Origin of the sequence: Flavobacterium aciduliphilum (genome assembly GCF_003268855.1) — a bacterium.
Taxonomy (GTDB): domain Bacteria; phylum Bacteroidota; class Bacteroidia; order Flavobacteriales; family Flavobacteriaceae; genus Flavobacterium; species Flavobacterium aciduliphilum.
In genome coordinates, this window is sequence record NZ_QLSZ01000001.1 from 535353 (window position 1) to 551906 (window position 16554).

General features: G+C 30.3%; 18 protein-coding genes and 1 tRNA gene. 2 read left to right on the plus strand and 17 right to left on the minus strand.

The features are described 5' to 3' along the window. Genes CLV55_RS02640 through CLV55_RS02660 form a run of 5 tightly spaced genes read right to left on the minus strand, consistent with a single transcriptional unit; the run spans position 1 to position 4664 of the window. Positions 1–576 carry an SCO family protein gene (locus CLV55_RS02640; protein WP_112112165.1) on the minus strand — a complete coding sequence of 192 codons (576 nt, stop codon included), beginning with the start codon at positions 574–576 and terminating at the stop codon, positions 1–3. After that, positions 573–1421, minus strand: a complete 849-nt coding sequence (locus CLV55_RS02645) for a formylglycine-generating enzyme family protein (protein ID WP_112112166.1) — start codon at positions 1419–1421, stop codon at positions 573–575. The genes CLV55_RS02640 and CLV55_RS02645 overlap by 4 nt, the downstream gene beginning before the upstream one ends. Before the next feature lie 12 nt (positions 1422–1433). Then, positions 1434–2864 (minus strand): copper-containing nitrite reductase, encoded by a 1431-nt coding sequence (gene nirK / locus CLV55_RS02650; protein WP_112112231.1) that lies wholly within the window; start codon positions 2862–2864, stop codon positions 1434–1436. Between the two features lie 13 nt (positions 2865–2877). Then, a complete protein-coding gene (locus tag CLV55_RS02655; RefSeq protein WP_112112167.1) occupies positions 2878–4218 on the minus strand; it encodes a cbb3-type cytochrome c oxidase subunit I in 1341 nt (446 codons plus the stop codon). Between the two features lie 11 nt (positions 4219–4229). After that, positions 4230–4664 carry a c-type cytochrome gene (locus CLV55_RS02660; RefSeq protein ID WP_112112168.1) on the minus strand — a complete coding sequence of 145 codons (435 nt, stop codon included), beginning with the start codon at positions 4662–4664 and terminating at the stop codon, positions 4230–4232. Between the two features lie 170 nt (positions 4665–4834). On the opposite strand from CLV55_RS02660, the gene CLV55_RS02665 reads away from it, so the two are divergent. Then, entirely contained in the window at positions 4835–5269 is a 435-nt protein-coding gene (locus CLV55_RS02665; protein ID WP_112112169.1) for an RrF2 family transcriptional regulator, read from the plus strand. A 6-nt stretch (positions 5270–5275) separates the two neighbouring features. On the opposite strand, the gene CLV55_RS02670 is transcribed toward CLV55_RS02665, so the two are convergent. The 12 genes from CLV55_RS02670 to CLV55_RS02725 form a co-directional block, all read right to left on the minus strand. Further along, complete coding sequence (locus tag CLV55_RS02670; protein WP_112112170.1) at positions 5276–6178, minus strand: hypothetical protein; 903 nt, start codon at positions 6176–6178, stop codon at positions 5276–5278. 80 nt (positions 6179–6258) lie between these two features. Continuing rightward, on the minus strand, positions 6259–7380 hold the full coding sequence (locus CLV55_RS02675; RefSeq protein ID WP_112112171.1) for an ABC transporter permease: 1122 nt from the start codon (positions 7378–7380) through the stop codon (positions 6259–6261). 143 nt (positions 7381–7523) lie between these two features. Continuing rightward, the gene (locus CLV55_RS02680) at positions 7524–8630 is read right to left on the minus strand and encodes an ABC transporter permease (protein ID WP_112112172.1); all 1107 of its coding nucleotides are present in this window, start codon (positions 8628–8630) and stop codon (positions 7524–7526) included. A gap of 45 nt (positions 8631–8675) precedes the next feature. After that, positions 8676–9410, minus strand: coding sequence for an ABC transporter ATP-binding protein (locus tag CLV55_RS02685; RefSeq protein ID WP_112112173.1), 735 nt, complete (start codon positions 9408–9410; stop codon positions 8676–8678). Positions 9411–9418: 8 nt separating this feature from the next. Next, entirely contained in the window at positions 9419–10315 is an 897-nt protein-coding gene (locus tag CLV55_RS02690) for an ABC transporter ATP-binding protein (RefSeq protein ID WP_171221816.1), read from the minus strand. After that, on the minus strand, positions 10315–10602 hold the full coding sequence (locus tag CLV55_RS02695; RefSeq protein WP_112112175.1) for a cupin domain-containing protein: 288 nt from the start codon (positions 10600–10602) through the stop codon (positions 10315–10317). The genes CLV55_RS02690 and CLV55_RS02695 overlap by 1 nt, the downstream gene beginning before the upstream one ends. Beyond that, positions 10599–11039, minus strand: coding sequence for a hypothetical protein (locus tag CLV55_RS02700; RefSeq protein WP_112112176.1), 441 nt, complete (start codon positions 11037–11039; stop codon positions 10599–10601). The genes CLV55_RS02695 and CLV55_RS02700 overlap by 4 nt, the downstream gene beginning before the upstream one ends. Positions 11040–11060: 21 nt before the next feature. Beyond that, on the minus strand, positions 11061–11939 hold the full coding sequence (locus CLV55_RS02705; protein ID WP_112112177.1) for an HlyD family secretion protein: 879 nt from the start codon (positions 11937–11939) through the stop codon (positions 11061–11063). A 25-nt stretch (positions 11940–11964) separates the two neighbouring features. After that, on the minus strand, positions 11965–13215 hold the full coding sequence (locus CLV55_RS02710; protein WP_112112178.1) for a TolC family protein: 1251 nt from the start codon (positions 13213–13215) through the stop codon (positions 11965–11967). Positions 13216–13218: 3 nt separating this feature from the next. Then, on the minus strand, positions 13219–13830 hold the full coding sequence (locus CLV55_RS02715) for a TetR/AcrR family transcriptional regulator (RefSeq protein ID WP_112112179.1): 612 nt from the start codon (positions 13828–13830) through the stop codon (positions 13219–13221). A 679-nt stretch (positions 13831–14509) separates the two neighbouring features. After that, the gene (locus CLV55_RS02720) at positions 14510–15874 is read right to left on the minus strand and encodes a tyrosine-type recombinase/integrase (RefSeq protein ID WP_112112180.1); all 1365 of its coding nucleotides are present in this window, start codon (positions 15872–15874) and stop codon (positions 14510–14512) included. Positions 15875–15927: 53 nt separating this feature from the next. After that, positions 15928–16001, minus strand: a tRNA-Met gene (locus tag CLV55_RS02725). Positions 16002–16140: 139 nt separating this feature from the next. Between CLV55_RS02725 and CLV55_RS02730 the strand changes: the two genes are divergently transcribed. Next, on the plus strand, positions 16141–16533 hold the full coding sequence (locus tag CLV55_RS02730) for an START-like domain-containing protein (protein WP_112112181.1): 393 nt from the start codon (positions 16141–16143) through the stop codon (positions 16531–16533). The last annotated feature ends 21 nt before the right edge of the window (positions 16534–16554 follow it).

The following is a 16554-nucleotide window of genomic DNA, read 5'->3' on the forward strand; positions in this document are numbered from 1 at the left end:
TTATTTGTATACGGTTTCAATTATTTTATCTACTGTTTCTTTGTTGTTTACGCCCAAACCTTCTTGCTGATGAATTAATATACCTTTCTTATCAAAAACACTGATAATGTTGGAATGAGAAAAATCCATTGGTGCAATTTGTTTGTATTTTACAGATAGAACATTGGCAAACTCTTGTACTGTTGTTTTTGTTCCTTGTAGAAATGTCCAATGTGGTGCATCCATAAAATTGGCTTTTGCAAACGTTTTTAATCTTTCAGGAGTATCTACTTCGGGATCAATACTTACTAAAACAAAGTTTAAATCGGAAAGTTTGTCTTTGGGCATTTTAGATTCAATGTCTCGCATATCGGCTACTAATCTTGGGCAAGCGGCTTTGCAACTTGTGTATATCATTACCATTACGGTAACTTTTCCTTTAAAGTCTTTTATTTCTATGGTTTTGTTGTCTTGAGTTTTCCATTTGCTCGTTAAATTAAAAATAGATTCGTCTGAAATGGATTTATTTGTTATTTCGGCGTTTTTTTTGCAGCCAAAAAGAGATATTGCTATAAAAAAGAGGATTATTTTTTTCATGGTTTTTTTGTATTTAAAGTGTCTTTGACACATCTAAAACCTAAATTTTTCACTGCATAATTTGCTTTTACACTTCCTCGAAAAGCATATCTAATGAACGCAGCATAATTCATTAAATCGGAAGCATTTAGTGAACCACTTCCACAGAATAAATTTTTATCTGTAGTTACATCACTTCGAGATTCACCAGTTAATAAAATTGAATTAAAATCGGAAGTCCATTCCCAAACTAAACCGTGTAAATCATATACACCATAATAGTTTTTGAAGGTTTTTCCAATTTCATTGTTAAACGTTTTTGGTTTTTCGTACCAGTCTAAAATATATTGATTGTATGCTTTTATTTTTCGAGCATCTGCCATTTCTTGATTTGCCATTGCTACAAATTCCCATTCGTCAACGGTTGCAAGTCGTTTACCTTGACATTCGCAATAAGCATTTGCTGCATACCAAGAAACGTTTGTAACTGGACTCTTTGGTTTCATATCTGTTGCTAAAATGGTATCCTTTTTCCAATTGTTTAGATAATTATCATCTGCAAAAAGTTTTTTTACTTCGGATTTTCTCCATCTTTTGTTTTGTTTTACAAAAGCTAAAAAGTTTTCGTTTGAAACAGGATAGACATCCATAAGTAAATCACTTACTTCTACAGCTTTATTTTTTTTTCCGTAAAGAGGAACATATTTTCCGCCTTTTATAGAAACCATCGGTGTTTCTACTCCAAAAGAAACGTCGTTTGGAGTAGAAACTGATGGAACAGTAATATTTTCTAGAGTATTCGTTTCTTTATCTTTCGAGCAAGAAATTAATACAATTACGACAAACAGAAAATATAACTTTTTCATTGAATCAATAATTTATTTTTTACTTCTAATGGCTTTAACCATAGCAGGAGTAACCTCTTTTTTAGAATTGCCCCAAGTGCTATAAACATAAGTTAAAACATTTGCAACTTCATCATCCGTAAGGGTTTGTGCTGTCATGACACTATTGTATTTTTTGCCATTTACAACGACTTCACCTGTTTTACCTTTAAGAACAAATTCTATTGCTCTATTTACATCAGCATTTAAGAAATCTGATTTTGCTAAAGGAGGAAATGTATTTGGCAAACCTTCTCCAGTTGGTTGATGACAAGCAAAGCAAGTTCTTGAGTAAATTGATTTTCCATCTGCAATTCGTTCAACAAGAGTTACTGCTTTTGGAGCTTTTGCGCTTGCTTCATTTGGCATGGTTTGAATTGTGCCACCTTCTGGATGATAAACTTCGTCAGATTGAGGTCCTGAATAAACAGTTTTGTTATCGTCACCAGTTACATTTATCATCCCTAAACTTCCTTTGTTGAATGTTCTAAAGATAGAGTGGTCAACTATGATTAAAGTTCCTGGAGCTTCTACTTTAAAGTCCACAATTGCTGCTCCTCCAGAAGGCACAAGAGTTGTTTGAACATCGTGGTTGATTAAAGTTCCTCCTTCAACATGAACATTATCGAAGATTTCTCCAATAACGTGGAAGGAAGAAACTAAGTTTGGTCCACCATTTCCAACAAACAAACGAATAGTTTCTCCAACTTTTGCGGTAAGCGCATTATCGCCAGTTAGTGAACCTGTTTTTCCATTAAATACAACATAATCAGGTTCTTCTTTTATAGCTTTTGTCATATCAAAAGGTTGTAATCCTTTTTCTCCGTTAGCACCTTTAGTATAAAAATCACCTTGCATAATGTAGTATTCTTTATCAACTGGAGGCAAACCACCTTCTGGTTCAACCAAAATTAATCCATACATTCCATTAGCAATGTGCATACCAACTGGAGCTGTTGCACAGTGGTAAACAAAAAGACCTTGGTTTAACACCTTGAAAGAAAAAGTTACTTCGTGTCCTGGAGCTACAAAAGAGGATTTTGCACCACCACCTGGACCAGTTACAGCATGTAAATCGATGTTGTGAGGTAATTTATTATCAGGATGATTTTTTAGGTGAAATTCAACTTCATCACCAATTCTGGTTCTAATAAAACTTCCAGGAACAGATCCGCCAAATGTCCAATAAACATATTTAACGCCATCAGCCATTTCACCTTCTTTTTCAATTATTTCAAGATTGACAATCAGCTTTTTGGCCGGCCTATCTCCAACTGGTTTTGGTACAAAAGGAGGTGAAGTCAATTCTGCATTTATAGTTCCATCTACTTTTATTTGAGTAGCATCTACTTTCTTGTATTCATCATTTTGCTTACATCCAATAAATGCAACCGAAGCAAAAATTAGTATAAATATTTTTTTCATTACTTTTAACTTTTTAATTATTTTCAATTTCCATTGCTTCGTCTGTTGGTCTACCATATTTTATGAAGTCATATATAAAAAGACCTATTCCAACTGTAAACATTGTTGCACAAATAAGTAATACCACAAAATGGATTGCAATTTCGTTTTGAACTTCCATAAATTCCATTTTCATTTTTCTTTCCATATATACTTGAGCTACACCAGCAACACCAAATGCTACAGTCATACCAAGGATTCCAATATTTGACAACCAAAACGCGGCATTTCCTTGTACACTATTATAGCGTTTTCTGCCTGTTAAGTTTGGTAAAGCATAACTAATAATTGCTAAAACAATCATGGCATAAGCACCCCAAAACGCATAGTGTCCGTGCATTGCAGTAACTAATGTTCCGTGAGTATATAAATTAGTTTGTGGAACTGTATGCGCAAATCCTAATAATCCTGCACCAATAAAAGAAACAATTGCAGAACCAATAGTCCAGAATAATGCAATTTTGTTTGGGTGGCTTTTTTCACCTTTTCTATACATATTCACTGCAAATAATGCCATTGCAAGGAATGCTAATGGTTCCAATGCTGAAAATATTCCACCTACGATTAACCAAATTTTGTTTACTCCAATATAATAATAGTGATGTCCAGTACCTAAAACTCCTGAAAGGAAAGTTAAACCAATGATTACATACAACCATTTTTCAATAACTTCTCTATCAACTCCTGTTAGTTTTATTAATAAATAAGATAAAATACCACCCATTATTAATTCCCAAACACCTTCAACCCATAGGTGAACAACCCACCAACGGAAGAAGGAATCCATTACTTGGCTATCAAACCAAATCATTCCAGGCAAGTATAGCAATGCTGCAAATAATAATCCCATTGATAATACCAATGCAGTTGTTGTTTTGCGTTTTCCTTTGAATAGAGTTCCTAAAATAAGTCCTAAAAACAATAAAACATTTACAACAACAAGAAAATCCAATTCTCTTGGAATTTCAAGAAATTTTCTACCTTCCCAATGGTTCAAGTGAAAACCAATTATAGCTACAACACCTACAACAGCTAATGATATAAGCTGTACATAAGCCCATTTTACGCTTATCAATTCTCTTTGAGCCTCTTCGGGAATGATGTAATAAGCTGCTCCCATAAACCCTGTTAATAACCAAACTACTAGCAAGTTGGTGTGTACTGCTCTTGCAGTGTTAAATGGAATGATGTCATGCAGACCTTGCAAACCAATTCGATCAAAGCCCATGATAAAGCCATATATTATTTGTAATGAAAACAATAACATACATAAGGCAAAAAACCAATAGGCTACTTTTTGTGATTTATATTTCATAATAATATATTTTAATTTTTAGCTTTAGATAAAGGAGAAACTACTCGGTCAAAACCATTTAAGTCGATTTTGCCAATCCATTTAAAGTAGGCAATAACAGCTTCTGCATCAGCCTCTGACATTGCATAAGCAACCATTTTTCTACCTCTAGGTTGCCATGGTTGTTTCGACATTAGAACAGCTTTAACATAAGCATCACCTCTTCGGTCAATAACTTTTGTTAATTCAGGAGCATAATAAGCTCCTTCTCCAAGAATAGTATGACAACCCATACAATTGTTGGATTCCCAAATTTCCTTCCCTTTTACAACTTGAGCATCAATTTTGCCATAGTTGGTTTGGTCATTTTTTGGCATGAACGAGTAGATAGTTAACCCTATGAAGACTAAAAATGTAACTAATGTTCCTCCTAGAAAAAATGCCCTTGCTTGTGATTTTGATAGCATAAATTTTAGTTTTAGTTAATTAATTTTAATAAAAGACAATAATGTCCTTTATTAATTTTTAACAAAATTCCGAATAGATGTTCTTATAAAACATGATAAAAATCATAACTGTTAAATAAAAGATAAAATTGTCTTTTATGATGCTAATTTAATATTTTTGCCATAAAAAAATGTTTTCAAAGAGTTGTGAATATGGAATAAGAGCTACAATTTTTATTGCTACACATTGTTGTAAAGAAGGAAAAGTAGGATTGAAAGAAATTGCTAAAGAAATTGATTCTCCAATTGCCTTTACTGCAAAAATTTTACAAGTTTTAGTTAAAAATAATATTGTTAAATCTAGTAAAGGAGTTGGTGGAGGTTTTATGATTTTAAAAGATGAACTAAAAAGCATTAAGCTAGTTAATATTGTTAATGCGATTGATGGTGATTCAGTTTTTTTAAGATGTGGTTTAGGGTTAAGCAATTGTTCTGAAGAGCACCCTTGTCCTGTTCATGAAAAATTTAAGTTTGTAAAAAAAGATTTAATTTACATGCTAGAAAACACTTCACTTGAAGAATTATCCTTAGGCATTAAAAAAGGACAAACTTTTTTGAAATATTAAAATATTTTAAAAACGTAAAACCTCTGTCATAATACCAAAACGGATTGTATTGATTTGGTGTTGAAAATATATGTTATAGTAATCCATACCGTGATAGAATTGAATATAGAATCCAATATCTTCTAAAAATTTTGGATGATAATAAACAATTAAACTTGTATTAAGTCTGTCTATATTAAAAGTATCCCAATTATTAATATTATCAAGCATCAAAGTAGTTTCAGCTTTTATAGAAAAGTTTGCTCTTTGTTCTTTATTTTTTATTAGACTACTTTTCATAGGAAGCTTGTAGGCTAAAAAGGTATTGTGCCATCGAAGTCCACTATATTGACCTTGAAGTTCTTCTAACATCCATTTTTTTGGATGAATTTCAATAGAGCTTTTAATAAATTTGAACGCATTGAGTTGGTTACTGTAAGATGATTTTAAAAATCCAATTTCTATATAATTTGTTGCAAAATTACCGGATTGTAAATTGACATCTCCATTTTCGGTATAGAAATTTCCGTTTTGACCATTCGAATGATGTGCAATTTTACCAAAAAGTGTTAATTTATTGGCTGATTCTTTATGACCTGTTAGAAAATAAAATGCTATTTGAGGAATATAACTGGGTGTTTTTACTGGATATGAATATTCATCAAACATTCTTATAATGATTTGAGAGGTAAGTACTGCCATTAATCTTGAATCTTTACGTTCTCGAATTTTAAAATTAGGACTAACATTTGCTTCAAATAGTAAGGGTTCTAAATTTCCAATATCAAAAGGAAATGTAACATAACTTTCTACTTGGTTAACTTGTGCTATTTTATCTAAACTAAGTGAAACTATTGAATCTGTTTTAGTTTGTGCCGATGAAATAGATGTTATTAAAATAATAGAAATCAAAACTATTTTATTTTTCATGTTTTCATTTATTTGTTGAATTCAAGATTTCTAAAAGTTTGAATTCAATACTTATAAATATTTTGATTTAAGCTAAGTTTCTAATTTGATTTTTTATAACTCCAAACCGCCATGCCGTTTACAAATACTGCAAATCCGGTAACAATTAATAGGTTTGGTAATACTTCATAAAATCCGGATCCTTTTAGTAGAACCATTCTTATGAACTCTACAAAGTATCGAATAGGGTTTAACAATGTTAAGCTTTGTGCCCATTTTGGCATACTTTCGATAGGTGTAAATAAACCACTCATTAATATGAAAATCACCATAAAGAACCACGCAATAAACATAGCTTGTTGTTGGGTTTCGGTATGATTAGATATGTATAGTCCGAATCCTAAAATTAATAGCAAATACACTGATGTAAAACCATAAACAAGGAAAATATTACCTAGCATGGGAACATTAAAAACAACTTTAGCTATAAGTAAGCCAACAGTCAAAATCACTAAGCCAAGTACCCAAAATGGAAATAATTTTCCAACTATAAACTGATATTTTTTTATTGGTGTTACATTAATTTGCTCCAATGTACCTAACTCTTTTTCTCTAACTATATTCATTGATGACAGAAATAAAGTAAGCATAGTAACCAATAAAACCAAGATACCTGGGACCATAAAGGTTTTGTAGTTTAAGGTTTTGTTGTACCAAAAAGACGGTATAACTATAATATTTTGAGGTATTTCTTTGTTTCCTGAAAAATAGTTGGACTGCATTTGAATATTTTGATTGTATGTATTTATAATTTGTGTTACATATACATTTTCAACACCTGCTGTTGCAGCATCTATAGCATTAATACTTACTGAGATACTTGTTTTTTGGTCTTTTTGAAGGTCACGATTGAAGTGAATTGGAATATTTACAATAATATCGGTTTTTCCTTTTTGCATTTCTTGGATAGCTTCTTTTTCAGAAAAATAGGGTTCTGTAACTTTAAAATAGGTTGAGGATTTAAACGAATTTATTAAATCTCTTGATTCCCGACTTTGGTCATTGTCGACAAAAGTAATTGCGACGTTTTTAACATCGAATGTAGCTGCATTTGACAAAATTAATAATTGCAAAATGGGTAATATAAATATAAGTTGGAGCATACTTTTATCTCTAAAAATTTGCTTAAACTCTTTCTGTATGATGAATAATATTGTTTTCATATGTAAATATTATTTGTTTTTTGGTGCATATGTATCGCTATTTTCATTGGTGTTTGTTTGCAACAAACTTGTTGTTAATGGCGATTTCATAATTTTTTTTATATCCCAATGATTATTTTTAAACCTTTACAGTAATACTATTCTTACTCTAGTCTAATTTTATATTTTTTGATGCTCAATGTTATAAAAAACACAGTCATCCCTATTAATATAAGGGTTTCTTTCCATATATATTGAATTCCGACACCTTTGAGCATAATGGCTTTTACAATAATAATGAACCATTTTGCAGGTATGATGTTACTGATTACTTGCATGGGTAAAGGCATACTATTTATAGGAAATATAAATCCTGATAGAATAATTACTGGTAGCATCAAACCCATTAATGATAACATCATTGCGGTTTGTTGAGAATTAGAAACGGTAGATATTAATATCCCCAATGAAAGAGCAGAAATGATAAATAATATACTTTCAAAAGCTAACAAAAAGATGCTTCCATTTATAGGCATTTTGAACACAAAATAGCCTAATGTTAATATTACGATTGCATTGATAATGGAAAGAAAAATATAAGGAAATACTTTTCCAATAATTACTTGAAATGGTTTTAATGGAGAAACTAAAAGAATTTCCATAGTGCCTAATTCTTTTTCTCGTGTGATAGAAATAGAGGTCATCATAGCTGAAACAAGCATTAGAATAACGGTCATTACACCTGGAACAAAATTAAAAACACTTTTTAGTTCAGGATTATAAAACATTCTCGATTGTACTTCAACCTTTACCGGATTACTATTGGATTGTTTTTTTTGCGATTGATAATTTTGTATAATTGCTGAGGTATAATTTGCTATTGTGTTGGCAACATTAGGTTCGGTCGCATCGGTAATTGCTTGAACTACTGCTACTTTTTTGGTTTCTAGATTTTTACTAAAATTTGGTTCGAAAATAAGAACTGCCTTGATTTTTCCTTTTTTAAATTCTGATTCTATGTCGCTTTCTTTTTCAATTTGGTTTTCAACATTAAAATAGGGTGATGCTTTTATTTTATAAATAATTTTTTGTGTTTCTATATCGTTTGATTGGTCTAAAATGGCAATGTCAACATTGTTAATTTCATTTGTTATGGCAAAACCAAACAATAAAATTTGGGCAATCGGCATACCAAACAGAATAAACAAAGAACGTTTATCTCTGAAAATATGGTAGAATTCTTTTTTTACAAATCCGATAAATCTTTTCATTTGTTTTTTGTTTCTAGTTTAAGTTTCAAGTGTTGTAGTGATTTATTATTCTATATTCCTTGCTAATTTTAAAAAAACATCATTCATAGAATCTACTTTGAATTGTTGTTTTAAATTTTTTGGGGTGTCTAAAGCTTCAATAGAGCCGTCAACCATAATAGAAACACGGTCACAATATTCTGCTTCATCCATGTAATGTGTGGTTACAAAAATGGTAGTACCTTTATAAGCTTGTGTATAAATCATTTCCCAAAATTGTCTTCGAGTTATTGGGTCAACGCCTCCTGTTGGCTCATCGAGAAAAACAATTTTTGGTTCGTGCAGTAATGCAACTGAAAACGACAATTTTTGTTTCCAACCCAATGGTAACGAACCTACTAAATTATTGGCTACTTCTTGAAGTTCTAATTCTTCTATTAATTGTGCGATTTTTTGTTTGATTTGTATTCTTGATAATCCATAAATTCCACCAAAAAAAGTAATGTTTTCTTTAATAGTTAAATCATCATACATTGAGAACTTTTGGCTCATATAACCAATACTTTTTTTTACCATATCGGCTTGTGAGTGAACATCAAAACCTGCAACATTGGCTTCACCTGAAGTAGGATTTGAAATTCCAATCAACATTTTCATAGCTGTTGTTTTCCCTGCTCCATTGGCTCCTAAAAAACCAAAAATTTCTCCTTTATAAACATCAAATGAAATGCCTTTTACAGCAGTAAAATGGCCAAACTCTTTTGTTAAATTTTTTACAGATATTATTTTTTCTCTTTCCATTTTTTTGTTTATAAGTCCATGAAAACATCTTCAATGGTTATTGTAGCAGGTTTAATAATTATATCCGTATGATTTTTATTTTTCAAATAGGTTTGTAAATCGTTTGGATTGAAAGTTGCATTTTTATCTATGTAATGTACAAACTCACCAAAAGCATAAACACTGTATTGATTAGGATAATTTTTTAAATCGTGAATCAATCCGTGTGTGTTTTTTGCTTGTACATCATAAATTACTTTTTCGTAGTTGTTAATGATATTTTCTGGTGTTTCTATTTTTAAAATTTTGCCTTTTTGAATTAATGCAATTCTATCGCAAAGAGAAGCTTCATCCATATAGGGTGTTGAAACTAATATTGTAATGCCTTTTTGTTGCAATCTTTTTAGCATTATCCAAAATTCTTTTCGAGAAACGGGATCAACTCCTGTAGTTGGTTCGTCAAGAAATAATACTTTTGGAGCATGAATTAACGCACAACATAATGCTAATTTTTGTTTCATTCCGCCCGAAAGAGCACCTGCTCTTCTGTCTTTGAATGGTTCAATTTGAATGTATATGTCTTTAATTAAATCATAATTTTCCTCAATTGTGGTTCCGAAAATAGTGGCAAAAAAATGTAGATTTTCTTCAACAGTTAAATCTTGATATAGCGAGAATTTTCCTGGCATATAGCCAATAGAGTTTCTGATTTCTTTGAGTTGTTTGACTACGTCAAAACCTGCTACTTCAGCACTTCCTTCATTGGCAACTAAAAGCGTAGTAAGTATTCTGAAAATAGTTGTTTTTCCTGCGCCATCAGGTCCAATTAAACCAAATAATTCTCCGTCATTTACATTAAAAGTAATGTTTTCGACTGCTTTTAATTTTTTGTAATATTTTGATATGTTGTTTACAGCAATACTCATTATTTCATCAATAAGAAATTACTTTCATCAATTGCTTTTATTGCGTGTTTTACATTTTCTTCAATCATTACATAAGTGCCTGAATTGAGATTAACGACTGTTCCTTTATCATCAGTAAAAACAGCATTTCCTGTAATGCAAACTAACAATGCAGGTATTTTTGAAACGTGCTCTTTAAGTGTTTCGCCTTTTGCTATTTGCAATGAAATTACTTTAGCGTCTTTTGGTTCAAATAATAATTGTGTTTGAACTGGTTTATTTTCGGTATGTAAGTTTTTTAAAATCATTGGAAATATTGATTAAATGTTTTAAACGAATTTTGAATTTCTGTAAACTGATTTGCTGATTTTTCTTTAGAAAACGAATCGACTAATTCTATATATGGAACTAACCATTTGTGAAGTTCGTCATGAGCTTGTCCTTTCATGGTACAATTTGATGTTAGTATATCAATATTTGTCTTTAATTTATTAGCTAATAATGAATAATTAGTGCCTTTTTCTTGGTCAAAATGGACTACATCTTTTTCCATATTACGAATGTGTAGCATCATATTATCATCTACCTTCCATTTTTCACCATTGTTTAATTGAATTGTTTCACTTTCAGAATGTTGGTGTTCTTCAGTGTTAATTTCAGTAGTTTTTTCTTCTTTTGATTTCGTGTTACAAGAGAAAAGGAGTAATACAACTGTGGATAAAAGGGCAATTTTTATTTTTAACATTTCTTGTATTTTTTTTAATTATTATTTAATCCACATTTCTGCGGGCATTCCGATTTTTAGACTACCATCATTTTTTACTTTTACCTTTACGGCATAAACGAGATTTACTCGTTCTTCTTTTGTTTGAATAATTTTAGGAGTAAACTCTGCCGAAGATGCAATCCATGAAATGTTTCCTTGATATGATTTCATATCTTTTTCAGCATCAATTTTTACCGATACATTTTGTCCAACTTTTATTTTTGACAACTGTGTTTCGCTTACATAGATTCGCAAAGTCATTTCAGAAATATCAGCGATCTTGTATAGTGGTTTTCCAAATGCTGTTATTTCGCCTGGTTCAGCATACTTAGTCAAAACAGTTCCATTAATAGGATTAATAATTTTACTTTTTGCTATTTGATCATTGATTCTAGCAATTTGTACATCTATCGATTTAAGGTCATTTAAAATAGGTGCATTTTGAGTTCCGACACTTTTTATTTGCTCTACGATAACTTTTACCTTTCCTTCAATTTCATCTACTTGTCGTTTAGTTGCAGCATTTTCAGCATACATATTACTGATTCGGTTTTTCTCTAATTTAGCTGTTTTTAATTGTTCATTTAAGACGCTTTTTTGTGATATTATATTTGCGGATTTTGACGACACGGTGCTTTTAGAGGCAATTAATTGTTGTTTCGCAAAATGTAATTGTAATGTATCAACTAATCCTACTTGTAATTGAGATTTTAATTCATCTCCTTCTTCGACTTTTAAAAACTCTATTTTACCGTTAGCTTCTGAAGAAATAGTTATTTCAGTTGCTTCAAAATTCCCATAACCGTCAGCTTTGTCGTTATTTTTGTTACAAGAAATTAACCCTATCGTTGCTAAAATTATTATGCTTATTTTTTTCATTTTTTTAAATTTTTCGGGTACTATTTTATTTTCCTTTAATTATTTCGTAATTTGATTTAGCTGCTGCTAATTGAACTTCATGCGTTTTCAAAATATTTTTTGCTTCAAATAAATTGGTTAATTCTATAAGATATTCAGACGATGTTATCACACCATTTTTTAATTGAGCATCTGAGGATTTAATAACTTTTTCACGTATTTGAATTATTTCGGTATCAGAAAGCAGCAGTTGTTCTAATTTTTTAATTTCAAAACCTTGCTCTTCTAATTGTATTTTGTTATTTAATTCAAATGTTTCTTTCTCAGATGTTACTATTTCTTTAGATATATCCAATGCTTTTTTATCTGTTTTGGTTTTGCCCCAATCAAAAATATTCCAATTCGCTTTTAGGCCAACAACATAAAATGTTTGAAAAGAATTGTCTAACATGTTTAATCCGGGATTACCATAACCCGCTTGACCAAAAGCATTTATTTTTGGAAGATTTGATTTAGATAGAACACTTTTCGAGAACTCTAATTGCTGATTTTGTAAATCATAAAAAGCAATTTCAGGTCTTGTTATATTAGTGCTATTTGGATATGATACTGGTTGTATTAAAGTTGTTTCGGTATCAATATCTGAAAAAGTTAATTCTGAAAGGTTATTTAATAATTTGATGTTTTCAAATTTAATTTCTGTTAATTGCTGGTTTATTTTAATAATTTCTGCTTCTAAAATCTGTTCTGATGATGGAAGAATTGCTCCAAATTTGACTCCCGATTTCACTTCCTTAACTTTGGAAGTTAATAACTCTTTTTTTGAAGATAGTAATGCTTTTTTTTCTTGAAGTAACAAAACAGAAAAGAAATATTGATTGATTCGAGTTTTTATTTGATATAAACAAACTTCTATTATTTGTTGTTGTGTTTTGGTTTGTGCCTCTTTTAATTTAGTATTTGCATCAATTATTCCACCATTGTATACTAATTGATTTAAATCTAAAGTTGCTCTATATTGATCTTTATTTAAAGATTGAACTCCTGGTAGTGAAGTAGGTAATCCTATCACTTCAGATTGATAAGTTGCTTGTGCATTTATATCAATTTTTGGTAATTTTCCTTTGCTTAATGCTTCAATTTCATAACTTGATTTTTGTTGTATTAATCCTGTTTGTTTTGATAAAGGATAATTTTTTGTAGCTAATGAGTAACAATCTTCCAAGGTTAAAGTCTGTTGTGCATTTACATATATTGATATAAACAATACTATCAGTATGATTAACTTAGTTTTCATAATTTATATTTTTATTGAATTAATGATAAACTCAGCCACTTCCGTTTTTCTATTTTCTAGTATTTTATTGTAGCTTTCTTTATCCACATTAACAAGCGCCATTAATAGCGGTTCTCCGATAAAAGGAAAAATATTTAAAGAGATAATATTGATAAATAACTGTTCAGCTTCAATTGGTTTAATAATTCCTTGATTTATAGCATCACTTACTTGAAGTTTAAATTTTTCAATGGAAGGAAAATTTTTTTCAGAGCGAAGCTTTTGAACAAATTCTGGGTTTTTATTTAATTCTTGTATTACAAAATTTGGTAAATAGGGATGTTTGATTACAAACGAAACATAATTTTCAGTGAACTTTCGTATTTTTTCAAATAAGTCACTATCATCATTTAGCACTTTATTTAATTGTGGTGCTAAAAGCGAAAAAGCACTTTTGAAAACAGCTTCAAATAATAATTGTTTGCTTCTATAATAATAATGCAATAATGCTTTATTAATTTTTGCTTTATCTGCTATTTCTTGCATTCTTGCACCTGCCATTCCTTTTTGCTGAAAGATTTCTTTTGCAGCTTTTAATATTTCAGTTTCAGTATTTTCAGTTTTAATTTTATCCATATTGTTTAATTATATAGTTTAACTATTTGGTTAACAAAATTACTAAAATAAAGTTGCTAAAATGGTGTTTATGCTTTTTTTAACAAATAATACAGTCTTAATAGCTTTAAATAGCCATCATTACTAGAAATGGTTAGCTTGTGACTGAAGATTTTTTCAATATATTATTGTCTAAAATTGAAAATTTATTTTTTAAAATCTTCATGTCATCACTGTAAATCGTCAGCAAAAAGTGTACTGATTTAAGTCAAAACTAAGAGAGTGTTTTCAAAATCCTTAAATTTGAATTATATGAGAACAATTGTACGTCTTCAATCTAAATTGTATTTTTTTAGGTGCATTTTAGGTGTAAATTTCATTTAAAAACCAATATAAACTACTCTTGTTTTTGTTTCTTAGTTTCTATTATTTTCACAAATAAGTTATCCAAATAGTTATCCAATAGTTAATCATTGAACCATCATAAATTATAGAAGCAAAAATTTGGTTTCTTCAGGTATATTGGATGTTTTCCTGAAGTATTTACAGGATTTCCTCGAAGTATACCAAATTAAAAATAAAAGAAATACTTGAAGTTTATATCACGTAAACCATTGGTTTATTTATTTTTGGATGTCTTTTATTGATAAATGATTTAATTGTTTTTTTTGTAGTTTATGGCCTAAAATTGCAACAAAGTTTATTCCAGTAAATGGGAATAGTCTTCCGGTAGTTCAGCATCAATATCTCTTAAATAAAGTTCAAGTGCAGACATAGTTGAATGGCCTGTAATATTCATCAAGATACTTTTGGCTTCAAAGGGTGAATACGATTTGCGCAATTCTCTGTATAGTTTGGTTATGAAAGTATGTCTAAAACTATACATTCCATAATCAGCACCCAGTCCAAAATGGTCTTTTACTATTGCCTTGAATCGTTTTGAAAAATGGTCTCTACGATTGTTTTCAGTTGCAATCCATTCGCCACCTATTTGAGAGGGCGTGAATAAAAAATCAGCTTTATTCATTAGGGATAAATCAGGTAAGTCTTTGATTAATATTTCCGGAATTATTTTGATTTTGACTAATTTATTTTTCGCTCGAACGTAAAGTTTTTTGTCTTTAATATCCAAATCCCCAACCTTTAATCTGCAAACTTCGACTGGCCGAAGAAAATTATAGGAGATAAACTTAATAAAAAGTAGGAGCAAAGGGTCGTTTTTTTTAAGATAGGAATAAATGCTTTCTTGCATATCTGGAGTGTATGTTTTGTTTCGCTCCGGTTTGGTTTTTAAAGTATTTATTCTTTTAATGAAATTTTCGGGAATTATTTCATCATTAGCCAGTACTTCAAATAAAGTACTTAAGTCTATTCGGGTATTGTTTCGATTTCGAGCACTTGTACTTTCTAAAACACTATTTAAGTATTCATTAGTTTGTTTGCGGTTTAATGAGGTAATTGGAGCATTCTGGTCTAATGCTTTTTTGAATCGATTAATTCTACCTGCAAAATTCATATAGGAAGTCTCGTTTAGAGATTTTTTCTTGATTTTTAAAGCATATTCAAAAGCTTCTTTAATGGATAAAACAGGCTCAATAGGTTCTGTTTTTATGGGTTCTGAAATTTTAGTGACTTCAGGTTTATTTACAATAGGAGCTGTAATAGTTTTTTTACTTTCGTTTGAATTTGAGGATTTTGCATCAAGCAAACTTAAATCAGCATCTAAATATGGGTTTAATCCTTTTTCTAAAAGGTATTCAAGTGCATCTCTTAATTTTGTTAGGATGGCAATGCGCTCTCTTTTAGTTTTAAATCTATTACAACCACCCTTTATGTTAGGCATACGTTTTAGTTTTCCAGTTGTTGCATCTAAAAATTTGTAATAGATGTACCAATCTTTAGAAATTGCATGACTCTGCTCTTCTTTTGAGAGTTCATTCCATAAAGTAATATCCACACCACCGGTGTAAATTTTAGGTTCTGAAAATTTTTTTTTGTCCAAAGAGTGTCTTGTTTGGTGTACGTTTTGGTGTACTCTTTGTAAAAGTAATAAAATATTCGACATAAAAAAAGCGGTTTAGTGTACACTAAACCGCAGTTTCATTGAATTTTCTTTTGTAGCGAGAGGGAGATTTGAACTCCCGACCTCAGGGTTATGAATCCTGCGCTCTAACCGACTGAGCTACCTCGCCAAATGCCGGTCACATCCTTGAATGCGGGTGCAAATATAAAACTAATATCAGATTGCGCAAATATAAAATTGAAAAAAAATATTTTTTTTATTGATTGACTTTTTAAATAAAAATTATATATTTCGAAAAAATTTGTAGTATGTCACAGAAAATACGTTACGAAATAGAATTCCCAATTAATTCTTCACCACAGTTATTGTACCAATACATTTCAACCCCCTCAGGATTACAAGAATGGTTTGCTGATATGGTCAACTCAAGAGGTGAATTTTTTACTTTTGAATGGGATGATGTGGAGGAACATGCCCGACTTGCTTCTAAAAAAACAGGTGAAAAAGTCAAATTTAAATGGGTAGACGACGACAAAAAAGATACCGAATATTTTTTTGAATTACGGATTTTGGAAGACGAAATTACTAAAGATGTTTCTTTAATGGTCGTTGATTTTGCAGAAGAAGAAGAATTATCCGAATCCAAAAAACTTTGGGAAAATCAAGTATCCGATTTAAAACATGTCATCGGATCCGTTTAAAATCAGGAATTAGAAGTATAT